Source organism: Marinobacter sp. LA51, assembly GCF_030297175.1.
Taxonomy (GTDB): domain Bacteria; phylum Pseudomonadota; class Gammaproteobacteria; order Pseudomonadales; family Oleiphilaceae; genus Marinobacter; species Marinobacter apostichopi.
The window spans coordinates 264980-280676 of record NZ_AP028070.1 but is presented as its reverse complement, the minus strand read 5'-3'; the positions used below and the strand labels follow the sequence as shown (position 1 = coordinate 280676).

General features: G+C 58.9%; 14 protein-coding genes. 6 read left to right on the top strand and 8 right to left on the bottom strand.

The genetic code is table 11. The features are described 5' to 3' along the window. Positions 1–26: 26 nt before the first annotated feature. The 3 genes from QUE89_RS01210 to QUE89_RS01200 all read right to left on the bottom strand — a co-directional run bounded on the left by QUE89_RS01210 (position 27) and on the right by QUE89_RS01200 (position 2548). Entirely contained in the window at positions 27–1229 is a 1203-nt protein-coding gene (locus tag QUE89_RS01210; protein ID WP_286221482.1) for an acyl-CoA dehydrogenase family protein, read from the bottom strand. Between the two features lie 84 nt (positions 1230–1313). Further along, a complete protein-coding gene (locus QUE89_RS01205) occupies positions 1314–1754 on the bottom strand; it encodes a PaaI family thioesterase (protein ID WP_041342320.1) in 441 nt (146 codons plus the stop codon). Next, complete coding sequence (locus QUE89_RS01200; RefSeq protein ID WP_286221481.1) at positions 1754–2548, bottom strand: SDR family NAD(P)-dependent oxidoreductase; 795 nt, start codon at positions 2546–2548, stop codon at positions 1754–1756. The genes QUE89_RS01205 and QUE89_RS01200 overlap by 1 nt, the downstream gene beginning before the upstream one ends. A gap of 143 nt (positions 2549–2691) precedes the next feature. Here QUE89_RS01200 and QUE89_RS01195 point away from each other — a divergent pair, with 143 nt between their 5' ends. After that, positions 2692–4284 (top strand): class I adenylate-forming enzyme family protein, encoded by a 1593-nt coding sequence (locus tag QUE89_RS01195; protein ID WP_286221480.1) that lies wholly within the window; start codon positions 2692–2694, stop codon positions 4282–4284. 24 nt (positions 4285–4308) lie between these two features. Here QUE89_RS01195 and QUE89_RS01190 read toward each other — a convergent pair whose 3' ends face one another. Beyond that, a complete protein-coding gene (locus QUE89_RS01190) occupies positions 4309–5049 on the bottom strand; it encodes an enoyl-CoA hydratase/isomerase family protein (protein ID WP_286221479.1) in 741 nt (246 codons plus the stop codon). Positions 5050–5211: 162 nt separating this feature from the next. Between QUE89_RS01190 and dctP the strand changes: the two genes are divergently transcribed. The 4 genes from dctP (at position 5212) to QUE89_RS01170 (ending at position 8944) form a co-directional block, all read left to right on the top strand. After that, positions 5212–6258 carry a TRAP transporter substrate-binding protein DctP gene (gene dctP, locus QUE89_RS01185; RefSeq protein WP_286221478.1) on the top strand — a complete coding sequence of 349 codons (1047 nt, stop codon included), beginning with the start codon at positions 5212–5214 and terminating at the stop codon, positions 6256–6258. A gap of 88 nt (positions 6259–6346) precedes the next feature. Continuing rightward, positions 6347–6892: a TRAP transporter small permease subunit gene (locus tag QUE89_RS01180; protein ID WP_286221477.1), complete on the top strand. Its 546-nt coding sequence runs from the start codon at positions 6347–6349 to the stop codon at positions 6890–6892. Beyond that, positions 6889–8199 carry a TRAP transporter large permease gene (locus tag QUE89_RS01175; protein ID WP_286221476.1) on the top strand — a complete coding sequence of 437 codons (1311 nt, stop codon included), beginning with the start codon at positions 6889–6891 and terminating at the stop codon, positions 8197–8199. Before QUE89_RS01180 ends, QUE89_RS01175 begins: the two co-directional genes overlap by 4 nt. A gap of 106 nt (positions 8200–8305) precedes the next feature. Further along, on the top strand, positions 8306–8944 hold the full coding sequence (locus tag QUE89_RS01170; protein WP_286221475.1) for a hypothetical protein: 639 nt from the start codon (positions 8306–8308) through the stop codon (positions 8942–8944). 77 nt (positions 8945–9021) lie between these two features. Here QUE89_RS01170 and QUE89_RS01165 read toward each other — a convergent pair whose 3' ends face one another. From QUE89_RS01165 to QUE89_RS01155, 3 genes are all read right to left on the bottom strand, one after another. Continuing rightward, the gene (locus QUE89_RS01165; protein ID WP_286221474.1) at positions 9022–10419 is read right to left on the bottom strand and encodes a sodium-dependent transporter; all 1398 of its coding nucleotides are present in this window, start codon (positions 10417–10419) and stop codon (positions 9022–9024) included. Between the two features lie 166 nt (positions 10420–10585). Further along, positions 10586–12160 (bottom strand): methyl-accepting chemotaxis protein, encoded by a 1575-nt coding sequence (locus tag QUE89_RS01160; RefSeq protein ID WP_286221473.1) that lies wholly within the window; start codon positions 12158–12160, stop codon positions 10586–10588. Positions 12161–12242: 82 nt separating this feature from the next. Beyond that, entirely contained in the window at positions 12243–13133 is an 891-nt protein-coding gene (locus QUE89_RS01155) for a carboxylate/amino acid/amine transporter (RefSeq protein ID WP_286221472.1), read from the bottom strand. A gap of 162 nt (positions 13134–13295) precedes the next feature. Between QUE89_RS01155 and QUE89_RS01150 the strand changes: the two genes are divergently transcribed. Next, the gene (locus tag QUE89_RS01150; RefSeq protein WP_286221471.1) at positions 13296–14693 is read left to right on the top strand and encodes an MATE family efflux transporter; all 1398 of its coding nucleotides are present in this window, start codon (positions 13296–13298) and stop codon (positions 14691–14693) included. On the opposite strand, the gene QUE89_RS01145 is transcribed toward QUE89_RS01150, so the two are convergent. Further along, entirely contained in the window at positions 14623–15651 is a 1029-nt protein-coding gene (locus QUE89_RS01145; protein WP_286221470.1) for a GGDEF domain-containing protein, read from the bottom strand. The two genes, QUE89_RS01150 and QUE89_RS01145, sit on opposite strands and share 71 nt — an antisense overlap. Positions 15652–15697 lie beyond the last annotated feature (46 nt).

The window sequence follows — 15697 nt, the reverse complement described above, 5'->3', positions numbered from 1 at the left end:
GCCCAATGTCTCGGGCCGGGCTCAGATCAGCGGTACTGACGCAGTTCCAGCTTGGCCACCGAATCCAGATGCACCTCATCCGGCCCATCCGCCAGCCGCAAAGTGCGAACCTTGGCCCAGGCCGAAGCCAGGAAGGTGTCCTGACTGACACCGGCGCCACCGTGCACTTGGATAGCACGATCAATAACCTTCAGCGCCATGCTCGGGGCGATCACCTTGATCATGGCGATCTCCTGACGGGCCACCTTGTTACCCACGGTGTCCATCATGTGCGCCGCTTTCAGGGTCATCAGTCGCGCCTGCTCAATTTCCATACGGCTGCGGGCGATGTCCTTGCGGATGGAATCGAAGCTCGACAGCGGCTTACCAAACGCCTCGCGCTCATTGGCGCGCTTGCACATTAGCTCCAGCGCCCGCTCGGCCACGCCGATGGTGCGCATGCAGTGGTGAATCCGGCCCGGCCCGAGGCGGCCCTGGGCAATTTCGAAACCCCGGCCTTCGCCCAGCAGCATATTGCTGGCCGGCACCCGCACATTCTCGTAGTGAATCTCGGCGTGGCCATGGGGTGCGTGATCGTAGCCGAACACCGTCAGCGGTCGGATCATCTTCACGCCCGGGGCATCCAGCGGTACCAGAATCATTGACTGTTGCTGGTGCTTGGGCGCGTCCGGGTCGGTCTTGCCCATGACAATGGCAATCTTGGTAGTGGTCGTCATGGCACCGGAAGACCACCACTTGCGACCGTTGATCACATACTCATCGCCCTCGCGACGAATCTCGCAGGCGATGTTGGTGGCGTCCGAGGAGGCGACGTCGGGTTCGGTCATGGAGAAACAGGAGCGGATCTCTCCGGCCAGCAGCGGTTTCAGCCACTGCTCCTGCTGCTGCTCGTTGCCGTAGCGGGCAATGGTTTCCATGTTGCCGGTATCCGGCGCGGAGCAGTTGAACACCTCCGGGGCCATTTCCGACCGGCCCATGATTTCGCAAAGGTGGGCGTACTCGAAGTTGGTCAGGCCGGCACCCAGGTCACTCTCTGGCAGGAACAGATTCCACAGTCCCTCCGCCTTGGCCTTGCTCTTCAGTTCCTCGATGATCGGCACCGGTGCCCAGCGATTTTCCGCCTGTTCGATCTGCTGGTGATGGACGTGCTCGTTTGGATAGATGTGGGCATCCATGAACTCGGTCAGTTGCGCCTGCAGTGCTTTGACCTTGTCAGACAGTTCAAACATGTCGACTTCCTCTTTAATAAATCTGGCGTTGATTCGGTGAGTCGTAGTAAGCGCAATCACCGGCCTGTTGTTCTTATTCAGTGATCAGATCGGCACACCTTCCGGCTTGTCGCTGCCGGAACGAATGCGGAACGTGCCTTCGGCAATGGCCAGCAGGTTGCCCTGGTCATCGTGGACTTCCCCGGTGCTGTTGAAGATCCGAGTACCACCGGCACGCTTTCGGCCAGTGACGCGAATGACGCCACTCGAGCACTGCCCGGTGAAGGTGGTGGTCAGCGACAGGGTGATGGCTTTGCGCATGCGACCTGGATAAGGGCAGTGCGTACCGGCCTGTGCCATGGCAATATCCAGTAATGAGGTCAGCACACCGCCGTGAATCACGCCACCCAGATTCAGGTGCCGGGCCTGGAGCTCCAGCTCAATCACCGCCTCGTTTTCTTCCCAGGAGGCCTGGCTATAACCCAGCAGGCTGTGAAAACCGGGCAGATCGGTTCCGTTCATCAGATCAGGTTCCTCGTGACTCATCAGACTTTCATCCCGGGCATATTCAGGGACGCAGTGTTGCCCCCGTCCACCGGCAGGGCCTGACCGGTGATGTAACTGGCGTCGTCGCTGGCAAAGAACAGAATTGCGGCGGCAATTTCCTCGGGGTCGCCGTAGCGGCGCAGTTCACAGCGGGAGCCAAGCTTATGGGCTTTTTCATGGGCGCGGGCGTAATCGAACACTGCCTGGGTCATGCCGGTTTCCACCAGCCCCGGGCACACTGCATTGACCCGGACATTGTCGTCGCCCAGATCACAGGCCGCAGTCATGGTGAGATTGACCACCCCGGCCTTGGACGCACTGTAGGCGTTACCACCGGCGCCGGAGCGCAGCCCTGCTACCGATGCGGTGTTCACGATCGAGCCCAGCTTGCGGGCCTGCATGTGCGGGGCGGTGTGCTTGATCAGCAACATCGAGCCGATCAGGTTCACTGACAAGACCTGATCCCACTCCGCGCGCTCGTTCTCTGTCACAGGGGGATGGCTACCCTGGGAGCTGGCAATACCGGCGATGTTGCACAACACATCCACCTGGCCAAAGTGCGACAGGGTCTCATCCACCAGCGCCTTTACCTGAGCTTCATCGGACACATCCACCACCCGGCGCAGGCACTCGGCCCCTTCCGGCAGGCGATTTTCGGTATCCAGCAGGCCAGCATCGGACACATCCGCCAGCACCACCCGGGCACCTTCGCGCGCTAAACGCAACGCGGTCGCCCGGCCAATACCACTGCCGGCACCGGTGACGATGGCAACCCGATTATCGAAACGCGCCATGCCGTTCGCTCCTCAATATTGGCTTGTTGTTGTCATTGTGCTTTTAGCGTTCGCTTTAATTTGTCACGCCTTCCGGTTTTGAGTCAATATATTCGAAAGGTAATTTCACTAGATAAAACACCATAGCACCGGAGTGATCAAAAATGAAAAATAATGTGAGTTCGATGTCGGTCTATGCACCAACCTATCCGGACGAAGTTTTCGACTCGATCGGCCAGCAGATCCAACAGCACGCCCATGAGCGCGGCGACCATCCCGCGTTGATCACCGACCAGACAGCCATCAGCTGGCGCGCGCTGCTCACCCAGGTCAATCAGATTGCCAACCAGCTGCGGGCCGAGGGCCTGCAAACCGGCGACTCGGTCGCGGCCCTGTCGGAAAACAGCGCCAACTACGTCGCCTTATACCTGGGTACATTGGTAGCGGGCGGCTGCATGGTGCCGCTATCGGGCATGGCCAGCCCCGAGGCACTGGCATTGATGCTTGCGGACTGCGAGGCCCGTTTCCTGTTTGTGTCCTCGAAAAACCGGGAACTGCTGTCGGATTTTCGGCCTCAGCTGACGAACCTGTCCGATAACCAGATCCTGGCTCTCGATGAAGAACAGGCAGGCATCGGCCAGTACCTGGGTGACTGGCTAGCAGGCGCCTCTGCAGAAGCCAACCCGGCGGAGGTGACCCTGGACGATGCCTTCAACATTATTTACAGCTCTGGCACCACCGGCACCCCCAAGGGCATCCTGCACGATTACCGGTTCCGCCAGCGCCAGATGGCGCGCATGAGCCGGTTCGGGCTGGACGGCGACGCCATCAACCTGGTGTCCACCCCGCTGTACTCCAACACTACGCTGGTGTCGGTGCTGCCCACCCTGTTCTATGGCGGCACCCTGGTACTGATGCCGAAATTTGACGCCTACCGGTTCCTGGAACTGGCCGAGCGCCACCGGGTGACCCACGCCATGCTGGTGCCGGTGCAATACCAGCGCATTCTGGCCGAACCCGATTTCGACCGGTTTGACCTGTCCAGCTTCAAGCTCAAGCTGTGCACCAGCGCTCCGCTTCGGGCCGAAGTCATTGCCGACGCCATGGCCCGCTGGCCGGGCAACATCCGGGAAGTCTATGGCCTCACCGAGGGTGGCATTTCGACCTGCCTGGATTGCGCCGCTCACCCGGACAAATGGGAGTCGGTCGGGCTACCCACCGAGGGCGCTCAGGTACGGGTCATCGATGACCAGGGCTATGAACTGCCCCAGGGAGAGATTGGTGAGATTGTCGGGCGCGCCATCTCCATGATGCGCGGCTACGTGAATCGGCCAGAGCAGACCGCGGAGATGCTGTGGACCAGCCCCGAAGGCGAGGTGTTCTATCGCAGTGGCGACATGGGCCGTATTGATGAGGACGGGTTCATTTATATTCTGGACCGCCGTAAGGACATGATTATTTCCGGCGGCTTCAACATCTATGCGGTGGATCTGGAGCAGGCCCTGCTGGGCCATCCAGCGGTCGCAGATGTGGCAGTGATTGGCATTCCCAGCGAACACTGGGGTGAGACACCGCTGGGGCTGGTGGTGCGCAAGCCAGGCCACAACGACAGTGATGCCAGCATCCTGGAATGGGCCAATGCCAGGCTCGGCAAGTCCCAACGTCTGGCCGCCATTGAAGTGCGGGATGAATTGCCCCGCTCCACCATCGGCAAGATCCTCAAGCGGGAACTGCGAGCACCCTACTGGAGCAAGTAAACGCAGCTCTGGCGCTCATCAGGATTAGCGCCGCGTCAAACGGTTCAGTGCATTCTGGCAATCCTCGGACCGGAGCCGTTCGGAGAACACTTCCCGCTCCCGTTCGAGTGCTTCTTTTACCTGGTCGCGCCAGGGTGCGCGCATCAGGCGCTTGCTGGCACGCAGGGCGTCCCTGGGTTTTCCGGCAAGCCGTGTCGCCTGGGCCAGGGCCTCGTCCAGCGCCGTGCCGTCATCCACCACTTTACTGGCCAGCCCGCACTCGCGGGCTTCGGCACCCTTCAACACCTCGCCCATCAGCAACAGGTCTGCAGCCCGACGCGCGCCCAGATGCAATGGCATGGTCACGGTAGACGCGGCCTCAGGCACCAGACCCAGGTCCACGAACGCGGTCTTAAAGGTAGCGCTGCGGCCGGTAATCACCGAATCACAGTGCAGCAGCAACGTCGTGCCAATACCAATAGCCAAGCCCTCTACCGCAACAATGACCGGGGTATCGCAGTCCATCAGGGCTTCTATAAAGGCCAATCCGGCCGATGGCTTGGGATTAGCATCGGTGGCACGAGCCCTGAAGTCGTCCAGGTCATTCCCGGCGGTAAACACACCTCCGGCACCAGAGAGCACGATGGCGCTGACCTCGGCATCCTGATTGGCCTTGGAGACCGCCTCGGCAAGGGCGTTGTACATACTGCGAGTCAGTGCGTTCTTTTTTTCCGGGCGGTTAATTACCAGGTGAAGTACTCCGCCAGACTGCTGGGCATCGATCATTGGTCTATCCTGTCTGAAGATTAATCAGTCGTTGTGGCTAAACATCCTATTGCAAAAGACCAATCTTGTGATAGATTCAGATAACATAAATTCACCATGCAGTCGTTAGTTCTGCACAGTGAAACTAAAAACAAAATGAATACAACCATCATGAGGTCTGCCATGAACCTGTTCGCAAACGCTCGCAAGAGTCTGACCGTATACGCCTCAGCATTAACTCTGGGCATCTCTGCTGCGCTGAGCGCGGCACCGGCCGCCGCCCAGGACACTTACACCTGGAAAGTGCAGTCACACTGGCCCGGTTCCAGCAGCTCTTATACCGACAGCTTGATGCGTCTGCAGCGGGTTCTGGACGAACGTACCGATGGACGCCTGCAGCTGAAACTGTATGAAGCCGGCGCACTCTTCAAATCCAAGGAAATCTTCAACGCCGTCAGCCGGGGCATTCTGGAGATGGGCACCATTGCCCCCGCCTATGCGCAGGATAAGGTTTCCCTTGCGGGTATCGCTTCTGGCCTGCCATTCGCGTTCCGTAACGTCTGGGAAGCCGCCTATTTCCACAAGAACATGGGCTTCGAGCAGATGCTTCGTGACGAAGCCGCCGAGCATGGCGTTTACTGGGCGACCGACAAGGTCTATCCGACCGAAATGGTGGTTAAGCAACCGATCACCAACTGGGATGACTTCACCAGCCTGAAGATCCGTTCCTCCGGCGCACTGCAGACCTTCCTGACCGAATCCGGTGCTGCTGCATCCTACATCCCTGGCAGCGAACTCTACTCGGCACTGGATTCCGGCATCGTGGACGGCGCTCACTGGGGCGCCTCACAGGGTGCCTCCAGCATGGGCCTCTATGAGGTGGCGAAATACCACGTCCAGCCAGCCCTGAACATCGCCGGTACCGACGTGATCATCATCAGCCACAAGGCGCTGAATAAGCTGCCTGAAGACATGCAGAAAATCGTCAAGGACGCTCTGGACGAGCAGTTCTGGATTCGCACCAACGAATATCAGTACAAAGAGCGCATCACCCTGGCCAAGGCCATTGCCGAGCAGGGTGTCGAGGTAAACGTGCTGCCGGATAACGTCCAGGACAAGCTGGTTAAAACAGCCCAGGCCATGTGGGACGAAGAAGCCAAGCGCAGCGACAACGCCCAGAAAGCGCTGGACATGCTGAAGAGCTATCTCTCGGAGCTTGGTTACCTCTAAAACGGATTAACCAGCACCTTGCAGGCCGGAGCGTTTCGACTCCGGCCTTTTCTTGCGAAATACAGTCACCGTCCTTCCGGAGAATGCCATGAGTGTGCTGAGTGCATTCATGAGAGGGGTTACCCGTCTCAACGACTTTGTCGGGCGCTGGATAGCCCTCCTCATTTTTGCGATGTTCGCGTTCCTACTGTTGGAAGTGGGTTTTCGCTACCTGCTGAACGCCCCCACGGTGTGGACCAATGAATTCACCCAGATGCTGTTCGGCATCTACGCGGTGATGTCCGGTGGCTACATCATGGCGCACCGGGGCCACGTGAATGTCGACCTGCTGCACTCTCACCTGAAACCGCGCAAGCGGGCGGTGCTGGACCTGTTCACCTCGACAATTTTCTTCATTTTTACTCTGGCCCTGCTCTGGTTCGGGATCGATATGGCCCAGGAGTCCATCTCCAGCTGGGAGACCTCCTATTCGGCCTGGAACCCGCCCATCTGGCCCGTAAAACTGGCGATCCCTCTCGGGACTGGCCTGCTGGTGCTGCAGGGGTTGGTCAAGCTGTTAGAGGACATTGCCATAGCCTTCAACCTGGATTACTACACGCCGGATCAGGGCGAACCTGAGGGAGAACATTTGTGAGTATTGAAGCCCTGACCCTGATGTTCTTCGCAGCACTGCTGTTCTTCCTGTTATTGGGCCTGCCGCTGGCGTTCGTGCTGGGCGGCGTGTCGGTTGTATTCCTGTATTTCACCTGGGGCTTCGACTCCTTCTATATGGTCGCCTCCCAGATCTGGGGCACCATGGGCAGCTTTACCCTGGTGGCCATCCCTCTGTTCGTATTCATGGCCATGATTCTGGAGCGCACCGGCGTGGCCCGGGACCTGTACCGAATGATGCACCTCTGGTGCGGCGGCCTCCGGGGCGGCCTGGCGCTGGGCACCCTGGGTATCTGCGCGGTGTTCGCCGCCATGGTGGGCATCAGTGGTGCCGCCGTTGTCGCCATGGGCACCATTGCCCTGCCCTCCATGCTGGAGCGCGGCTATGACAAGAGCATGGCGCTGGGCGTAATCAACACCGGTGGTGGCTGGGGTATCCTGATTCCTCCCAGCATCCTGATGATCCTGTATGCGCTGATCACCGGCGTATCCGTGGGCAAAATGTTCGCGGCCGGCATCATGCCGGGCGTGTTGCTGATGGTACTCACCGCCATCTACATCATTGTGCGCTGCCACCTGCAGCCGGAACTGGCGCCGGCACTGCCGAAAGAAGAACGCGCCAGCTGGCCAGAGAAATTCCGCGCGCTGAGGGCAGTGCTGCTGCCGATCGGCGTAGTGATAATGGTGCTGGGCTCAATCATCGGGGGCATCACAACGCCGACCGAAGCCGCCGCCATGGGTGTTCTCGGTGCGCTGATCTCGGCCGCGGTCTACCGCCAGTTCAAATGGAGCGTGCTGCAGGAAGCGGCCATCCGCACCTTCAAGCTGACCGGCATGATCATGTGGATCCTGTTTGCCGCTCACGCCTTCAGTGCCGCCTACCAGAGCATGGGCGCCCAGGAGCTGATCGAGAGCCTGATGAACATGATCCCGGGCGGTCCCTGGGGCATCATCATCGCGATGATGGTGATTGTGTTCCTGCTGGCCATGGTTCTGGACCCGGTCGGCATCATGCTGATCACCCTGCCGGTGTTTATGCCCATTGTTGAAAGCCTCGGGTTCGATCCGATCTGGTTCGGCATCCTGTTCGTGATCAACATGGAAATCGGCTACATGACGCCGCCGTTCGGCTTCAATCTGTTCTATCTGAAAGGCATCGTGCCGCCGGGCATCACCATGGGCGACATCTACCGATCCATCGTTCCATTCGTGCTGGTGGAGATCGTTGGCCTCGGCTTGATCATGGCGTTCCCGGAAATTGCCACCTGGTTACCCGACCTGTTCTTCTGATCGGATAAGGTAGCTAGCCAAGCTGGCAGATTCACAATTCAGGGATTACTCTCAGATAAGGCCCCGGGGATCGCAGAACCGGGGCTTTTCGACAAGGAGAGTTCCCATGTCCGACCCTGACCTCAATCCCTGTTTAAACCGCAGGGTAAGCCCTACCCTCTATTCACAGTGCGTCCGTGCACTAGTGCCGGTATTGATGGCCCTGCTCGCCCTTGGCTCCGGGCCAGCTTCCTCCGCCGAGGCTTTGACCGGCGCCCAGGTTCAATCCTTTCTTGCCAGCCTGAACGCAGCCCAGGCGCTGGAACCCGAACTCGAGGCCATCCAGGACGAGATGGAGGCCAGCACGATGGAGGGCAACACCGAGGCGCCGGATTTCGCGCGGATTTTTTCCGAGACTGTGCGCAACATGGAAGGCCAGCCTGTTTATGATCGGCTGGAAGACATCGTCCAGGAGCACGGCTTTAGTGATCTGCAGCAGTGGAGCCAAACCGGCGACCGGATTTTCCAGGCCTGGATGGCCATCGAATTGCAGGAACAGAACCCTCAGGCCCAGCAGGAAATCGCCGAAGCCATGGCGGAGATCGAAAACAGCCCGCACATGACCGAAACCCAGAAAGCTCAAATGCGCGCCATGATGGAAGGCGCCATGGGCGCCATGGAAAGTGCGAAAAATGCACCACCGGCGGACATCGAGGCCATTCGCCCTCACCTGGATGAACTCCGGGCCTTTTCCGAAGCCGAGTAAAGCGCCCATAAAAAAACCGGCTCTGCAGTGAGAGCCGGTTTCTCTTCGCTTCTTTCTACCAAATCAGCGGTCTGTGCTCAGCCCATCAGGTTGTAAGCAAACACAATGATAACCGCCACTGGCGTCACATAACGGATCAGCCCATACCAGAGCTGGAAGCCGCCGCCATCGAGCACCAGATCCAGCTTCAGCGATTCTTTCGCCACGAACCAGCCCACGAACACCGCGGTCAGCAGACCAGACAGGGGCAGCATGATATTGGCGGTGAAGAAATCCAGTAGATCGAAGATGGTCTTGCCCTCGAACCGCTCAAACATGCCCAGGGGTGCCACGTCGGACCAGACATTGAGGGACAGAATAGAGGCTATGCCCAGGCCCCAACAAAGAATGCCCACCAGGATGGCACTGCCAGTGCGGGCCAGACTGGTCTTTTCCTCAACCCATTCAACTACCGGCTCCAGCAGGGAAATGCCCGAGGTCCAGGCGGCAAACAACAGCAACACGAAGAACAGGGTGCCGAACAGCCCGCCCATGGGCATGTTGCCAAACGCCAACGGCAGGGTCTGGAAGATCAGTCCCGGGCCAGCTCCGGCCTCAAGTCCATTGGCAAACACCACCGGGAAAATGGCCAGGCCTGCCAGCAGGGCCACGCCGGTATCCATAACCGCAACACTGATGGCCGTGCGGGCAATGGAGATGTCCCGACCCAGGTACGAACCGTAGGCCATCATGATGGCCATACCCAGGCTCAGGGTGAAAAAGGCATGACCCAGGGCAATCAGCACACCGCTGACCGACAGGGCGCCGAAGTCGGGCGTGAACAGGAAACTGACCGCCTCACCAAAGTGACCGGTGGTGGTGGCGTAACCCACGGCCACCAGCAGCAGGATGAACAGGGCCGGCATCAGAATGGTAGCGGCTTTCTCCAGGCCACCTTTAAGCCCACGAGACACCACCAGCACCACCAGCGCCATGAACACGGTGTGCCAGATCAGCAACTGGACCGGGCTGGCCAGCAAACCACCAAACAGATCGCCAATGGACTCAGCGGTACCACCGGTGAAGTCGCCCATGGCCGCGTGGCCCACGTAAGACGCCGACCAACCACCAATCACCGAGTAGAAAGACAGGATCACAAACGCCGCGATCATGCCCACGATGGCGGAAATGCGCCACATCGGCGATTTCAGGTTGCGCTCTGCCACCAGACGCATGCTGGTAATGGGGTTGTGCCGGCCGTTCCGGCCGATGAACACCTCGGCCATCAGGATGGGGATACCAATGATCGCGATGCACAGCAGATACACCAGCACAAAGGCGCCGCCGCCGTTTTCACCGGTGACGTAGGGAAACTTCCAGATATTGCCGAGACCTACGGCAGAACCGGTCGCCGCAAGAATAAATGCCAACCGGGAGGACCAGAGACCACGGGCTGCCTCTGCGCCATTGCCCGAAGCCGAGTTGGACTGAGTCATGATAATTTCCTGTGCTTTTGGCTGAGGAATAGGGAACGAATACTCACGCCGGGGCCGGGCCCAGGCTATCGGGGCGGAATTCTGCCAGCACTGGCGGTTTGATGCCAGTGCTGGTCGGGAAGGAATATCAGGTCGACAGGAACCCAATCACATCAGGAGTCGATAATTACCCGTTTTTACTGATAAAGCGGGTGACCAGGTCTTTCAGGCCGCGCGACATGGCACTGAGGTGATCGCTACTTTGTTTTGCGGAACCGGCCTGCTCGTCACTATGATCAGCCAACTCAGCAATATTAGTGACCTGCCGATTAATTTCATCCGACACTTGGCTTTGTTCCTCGAAAGCCGCCGACATGCTGATGAAACTGTCGGAGATTGTCTGGATGGAGATCACGATATCTCGCAAGGACGTTTCCGCTTCCTGAACCTTGGTCAAACCTTTGCCTGCTACCGCCTCTCCGTCCCGCGTCGCCTGCACGGCCACATCGACCTGTTTCCGGAAATCATCAATGACATCCTGAATACGGACGGTGGACTCCCGAGTTCGCCTGGCCAGGGAGCGCACCTCATCCGCCACCACGGCAAAGCCGCGCCCCTGCTCTCCGGCTCGGGCCGCCTCAATGGCCGCATTCAGCGCCAAGAGATTGGTTTGCTCTGCAATCTCCGAGATCAGGCTCGCAGCCTCACCGATACTTTTTGTTGACTCCCCCAGCTGGCCGATGCTCTTGCCGATGCCATTTACACGACCGACCAGCTGTTCTATCGCCTCCAGCGCCTCGGAGCTGCGATCACTGCCGACCAGAGCCAGACGATTGGCTTCTTCCGCTGCACGTGCGTTGACGGAAACCGATTCAGTGACCTCCTGAATCGATGCGGTCATCTCATTGATGGCAGAGGCTGTCTGGTCGGTTTCGGCACGTTGACGGGCGATTGCCGACGCGCCGTCGCTGATATACCCATGTGATGCCCGGGCCTGTTCAGACAACAGCTCGGCCTGATCCTCAATACGTGCGAGCGCCGTTCTGATACGGGCGTCCTCACTCAACAACAGCAGGCCAAGCTCCGAAAACAATCCACTTTCATTGCTGTAGGTCCTGGCGACGACCGGATCATGGAAGGCATCGGGACGCAGTCCAATAAGGCGATTTAGACGTCCGGTGATCGAGTTCAGCAACAAACCAGATCCCAGAAGATGACCGACTACGACAATCGAGGCCGCCAGCCAGGTCTGTTCAAAGCTCAAGGCCACCAGACTCAACACCAGCGAGAGTATCATCGGCCAACCAGATTTCACGATCGACGCAACCCGGTTCCCGGCACTCAGAATTGGTTTATCGGCAGACAATCGCGAATACAGTGACATCGCCCGCTCGATCTGATCCCTGCCAGGTGCAATCCGAACGGATTCATAACCAATCACCTGGCCATTCTCACGGATGGGCGTTACATAGGCACTTACCCAGTAGTGATCGCCATTTTTGGTCCGGTTTTTCACCATCCCCATCCAGGCCTTCCCGGCTTTGAGATACTCCCACATGCCCTGAAAGACCGAGCTCGGCATATCTGGGTGACGAATGATGTTGTGAGCCTGGCCGATCAACTCCTCGCGGGAGAATCCGCTGATGGCCACAAACGCGTCATTGCAGTACGTGATCACGCCCTTGAGATCGGTAGTAGTGATCAATCGACTGCCCTTTGGCATGGCGACTTCACGCTGGGTCACCGGGAGATTTTTACGCATAGGGGTCTGCTCTTCCTTGGGGATCAGATATAGACAGGGGTCTTCTTTGGCATCCCCTTTAACGGCATTCTTTTGACCGACTTTAGCCCGCCGACGCCTCTGCGCTTTTTGCGACCAGCCGCGCCCGGGGATGGAAGCGGGCATTCACCCACAGGGAAAGCGCAATCACGCCACCACCGATAGCCAGCCGGGTGAGGTCCGCATCCCGGTTCCAGATCAACAGATTCACCAGTAAACCGGCGGGCACCAGGGCGTTGTTCATGATCGCCAGGGTGCCTGCATCCACATAGCAGGCGCCGCGATTCCACAGGAACAGACCCAGACCCGAGGCCGCCAGCCCCAACCAGACCAGAATTCCCCACTGCAGCGAGGTAGTTGGCAGTCGGTCCGGATTACCGAAGATCAGGAACGAAGGCAGCGCAATCACCAGCGCGCCGATGAAAAAGTAGCCGAAGGTGCGATAGGCCGGCAGAGCCAGTTGATGGCGCTGCATGATGTGCTTATAGCCCACCTGGCCGGCGGCAAAGGTGAAGTTGGCCACCTGCAGCAACAGGAAACCGGTAATGAAATCCTCACTCAGGCCATCGTAGCGGATGATGCCCGCGCCCAGAGTGGCAACGGCGGCGGCAACCAGCGCCACAGGTGAGAAGCGCCGGAACAGGGCGTCATCAATCAGGGTTACGTACAGGGGCGTGAAGATGGTGAACAGCAGCACTTCCGGCACGCTCAGGTAACTGAAGGAGCGATACAGACACAAGTAGGTGATGCCAAACTGCAGCATACCGGTCATCAGGATGCCCAGTTTCATGCCACTTGGCACACCGCGCCAGCGGGTGAAAGGAAGGAATACCAGAGCACCCAGTAATACTCGGCTGAGCACCGCGAAATCGCTATCCACCTGGCCGGCCAGGAATTCGCCGATCAGACTGAACGAGAAAGCCCACAATACCGTAACAAAAACCAGTAAACCCATTTTCACTGCCACCCTTTGAAATCAAGGCGCGTACTTTACCGCTTTTGGGCCGGCGTTGCAGTGGCGAAAAGGCGCATAAACACCGATGCCGGGGCCCCGCCCAATCGGTTACCATGCCTGGCCCGCACACCCAAAATCCCGACAACCCGGACCAGCCCAGCCATGGACGAAACTCACCAGCCATTACCGGAAGTGCGCCAGCCACTGGTGACCCGAACCCTGATCGAATGGCGCACCCTGGCAATACTCGGCGGCCCGATCCTGATCGCCCAGATTGCCCAGATGGCAAACGGTGTCATCGATACTGTTATGGCCGGTCACGCCAGCGCCAGGGATCTGGCTGCCGTGGGCATCGGCAGCAGCCTGTGGATGCCCTTGTTCCTGTTTTTCATTGGCCTTCTGGGCGCCTTACAACCGATCATTTCCGGCTACAACGGTGCCCGCACCCTTGAGAAGATTATGCCCGCCACGTGGCAGGGGCTGTATTTGGCCGCCGCCGGCTCGGTGATCATGATCCTGCTGTTAACGAACGTGCATCCGGTGCTTGCCCTGCTTAACCTGGAGCGCGATACCGCCGGAATAACTCAGGGCTACCTGGACGCCTTTGCCTGGGGTGTGCCGGCCATGCTGATGATGACCGCCCTTCGGGGGTTAACCGACGGCCTTGGCCACACCCGGGTGATCATGGCGTTTTCGGTACTGAGCACCCTGATCAACCTGCCACTGAACTACATTTTTATCTACGGCAAACTGGGCCTGCCGGCCATGGGCGGGGTTGGCTGCGGTTGGGCCACCTCCCTGTCCAACGGCATCGCCGCCGTGGCGCTGCTGGTGTACCTCAACCGCAGCCACGCCTACCGCCGGTTTCACCTGCTCGCGGACTGGGCTAAACCGGAGCTCGCCGGCCTGGTGTACATCCTGAAACTGGGCGTACCGATTGGCTTCACCATCTTCGTGGAAGCCAGCATGTTTTCGGTCATTGCCCTGTTCCTGGCCCCGTTGGGGCCAGTGGTGGTTGCCGGCCACCAGATTGCGTTGAACGTGGTTTCGCTGTTGTTCATGCTGCCCTTGAGTATTGGCATGGCGCTAACTCTGCGGGTCAGTTTCCTGATGGGGGCCGGGGCACCGGATACCGCCCGACTGATCTCCCGCAGTTCACTGATATTGGCGGCAGGCACGGCTCTGGTGTTCGCGGTCTTGCTGTGGGTGTTTTCCGAGGGAATCGCCGCACTCTACACCGGCGAAAACGAGGTGCAACAGGTGACGATCCGGCTGCTGCTGTTTGCCGCCCTGTTCCAGATTGCCGACGTGATTCAGGTTACCTGTATTAGCGCCCTTAGGGGCTACAAAGATACCCGCATCCCGATGTTCATCATGCTGTTTTCATTCTGGGGCGTGGGCCTGCCGCTCGGCTATCTGCTGACCTTCACGGATGTGCTCTGGCCCGCCATGGGTGCGGCCGGCTTTTGGGTGGGCCTGACCGGCGGACTTACGTCAGCGAGCATTCTGCTTGGCTGGCGGCTTTTTCGGTATGCGCCCAATCGGATTGAGCATAGATAATGCGATCGCGCCCGGACTCCTTGGCCCGATAAAGCGCGGCATCGGCTCGGCCCAACCACTTGTCCACGTCTTCCCCGGCGATCAACTGGGCCACGCCAAACGATACCGTCACCGTCCCGCCCGGGTGTGTCAGATAGCGCCGAAGCACCGTTTGCAGGTTGTTCAGTACTGTTTTCAGGCCCTCGTCGCCGGTACCCGGGAACAACAGCACAAACTCTTCACCACCATAGCGGAACAGACGGTCGGTGCGGCGGGTATGCTGCTGGATCAATGCCACCATTTCTACCAGCACAGAGTCACCAACCCCGTGGCCATACCGGTCATTGATCTGTTTGAAATGATCGATATCCAGCAGCGCGATGGAGTAGACCCCGCCGCTGCGATCGGCGTTGGCAATCGCCCAGGCAAGCTCCTGATCCATAGAACGGCGATTGCGGACGCCCGTCAACGGATCAATGGTGGCCAGGTGTTCCAGCCGCTCGCGCTGGGACTCGTTACGGAAAGCGAAGACATAGGCACAGGCACTGACAACCACAGCACCAGCGGCAAAGGACCACATTTGCACCAGCGAGCGAAAGATCTCGGTCTGCGCCATCATGGCCGAAATGGCACCCAGGTTAATGAGGATGGCCAGGCGAGGACTGGCCAGGAAAAAACTGGTAACCAGACACGGAAACAACCAGAACAACCCTGGCTCTCCGGTCACCGCGCCAACAACCACGGCGCTGGAAGAAGTCATGACCGCCAGGAACAGACCACTGTACTTGGTTCGGCCTGTTACCCAGGCAAAGGCCACACTGCCAACAATACCCGCCAGGATAACGACATCGACAATGGCCGCCAGTAGGTTGCCCTGCAAAAACCGATACGCGGCAAAGGGCGTAATGCCCAGGATCGCACTGGCACCCAACAGGGTAATGATCGATAGCCGAAAATCCGTTTTAAGGCGGTAAAACATCTGGGACATACCCACAGGAGGTTATATTTAGTTCGCCAGCATAGCC

What these genes read in the sequence shown, in the direction of transcription:
- QUE89_RS01210 (WP_286221482.1), bottom strand. Translation starts at nt 1,229, where the DNA reads ATGTTTGAACTGTCTGACAAGGTCAAAGCACTGCAGGCGCAACTGACC.
- QUE89_RS01205 (WP_041342320.1), bottom strand. Translation starts at nt 1,754, where the DNA reads ATGAGTCACGAGGAACCTGATCTGATGAACGGAACCGATCTGCCCGGT.
- QUE89_RS01200 (WP_286221481.1), bottom strand. Translation starts at nt 2,548, where the DNA reads ATGGCGCGTTTCGATAATCGGGTTGCCATCGTCACCGGTGCCGGCAGT.
- QUE89_RS01195 (WP_286221480.1), top strand. Translation starts at nt 2,692, where the DNA reads ATGAAAAATAATGTGAGTTCGATGTCGGTCTATGCACCAACCTATCCG.
- QUE89_RS01190 (WP_286221479.1), bottom strand. Translation starts at nt 5,049, where the DNA reads ATGATCGATGCCCAGCAGTCTGGCGGAGTACTTCACCTGGTAATTAAC.
- dctP (WP_286221478.1), top strand. Translation starts at nt 5,212, where the DNA reads ATGAACCTGTTCGCAAACGCTCGCAAGAGTCTGACCGTATACGCCTCA.
- QUE89_RS01180 (WP_286221477.1), top strand. Translation starts at nt 6,347, where the DNA reads ATGAGTGTGCTGAGTGCATTCATGAGAGGGGTTACCCGTCTCAACGAC.
- QUE89_RS01170 (WP_286221475.1), top strand. Translation starts at nt 8,306, where the DNA reads ATGTCCGACCCTGACCTCAATCCCTGTTTAAACCGCAGGGTAAGCCCT.
- QUE89_RS01165 (WP_286221474.1), bottom strand. Translation starts at nt 10,419, where the DNA reads ATGACTCAGTCCAACTCGGCTTCGGGCAATGGCGCAGAGGCAGCCCGT.
- QUE89_RS01160 (WP_286221473.1), bottom strand. Translation starts at nt 12,160, where the DNA reads ATGCGTAAAAATCTCCCGGTGACCCAGCGTGAAGTCGCCATGCCAAAG.
- QUE89_RS01155 (WP_286221472.1), bottom strand. Translation starts at nt 13,133, where the DNA reads ATGGGTTTACTGGTTTTTGTTACGGTATTGTGGGCTTTCTCGTTCAGT.
- QUE89_RS01150 (WP_286221471.1), top strand. Translation starts at nt 13,296, where the DNA reads ATGGACGAAACTCACCAGCCATTACCGGAAGTGCGCCAGCCACTGGTG.
- QUE89_RS01145 (WP_286221470.1), bottom strand. Translation starts at nt 15,651, where the DNA reads ATGTTTTACCGCCTTAAAACGGATTTTCGGCTATCGATCATTACCCTG.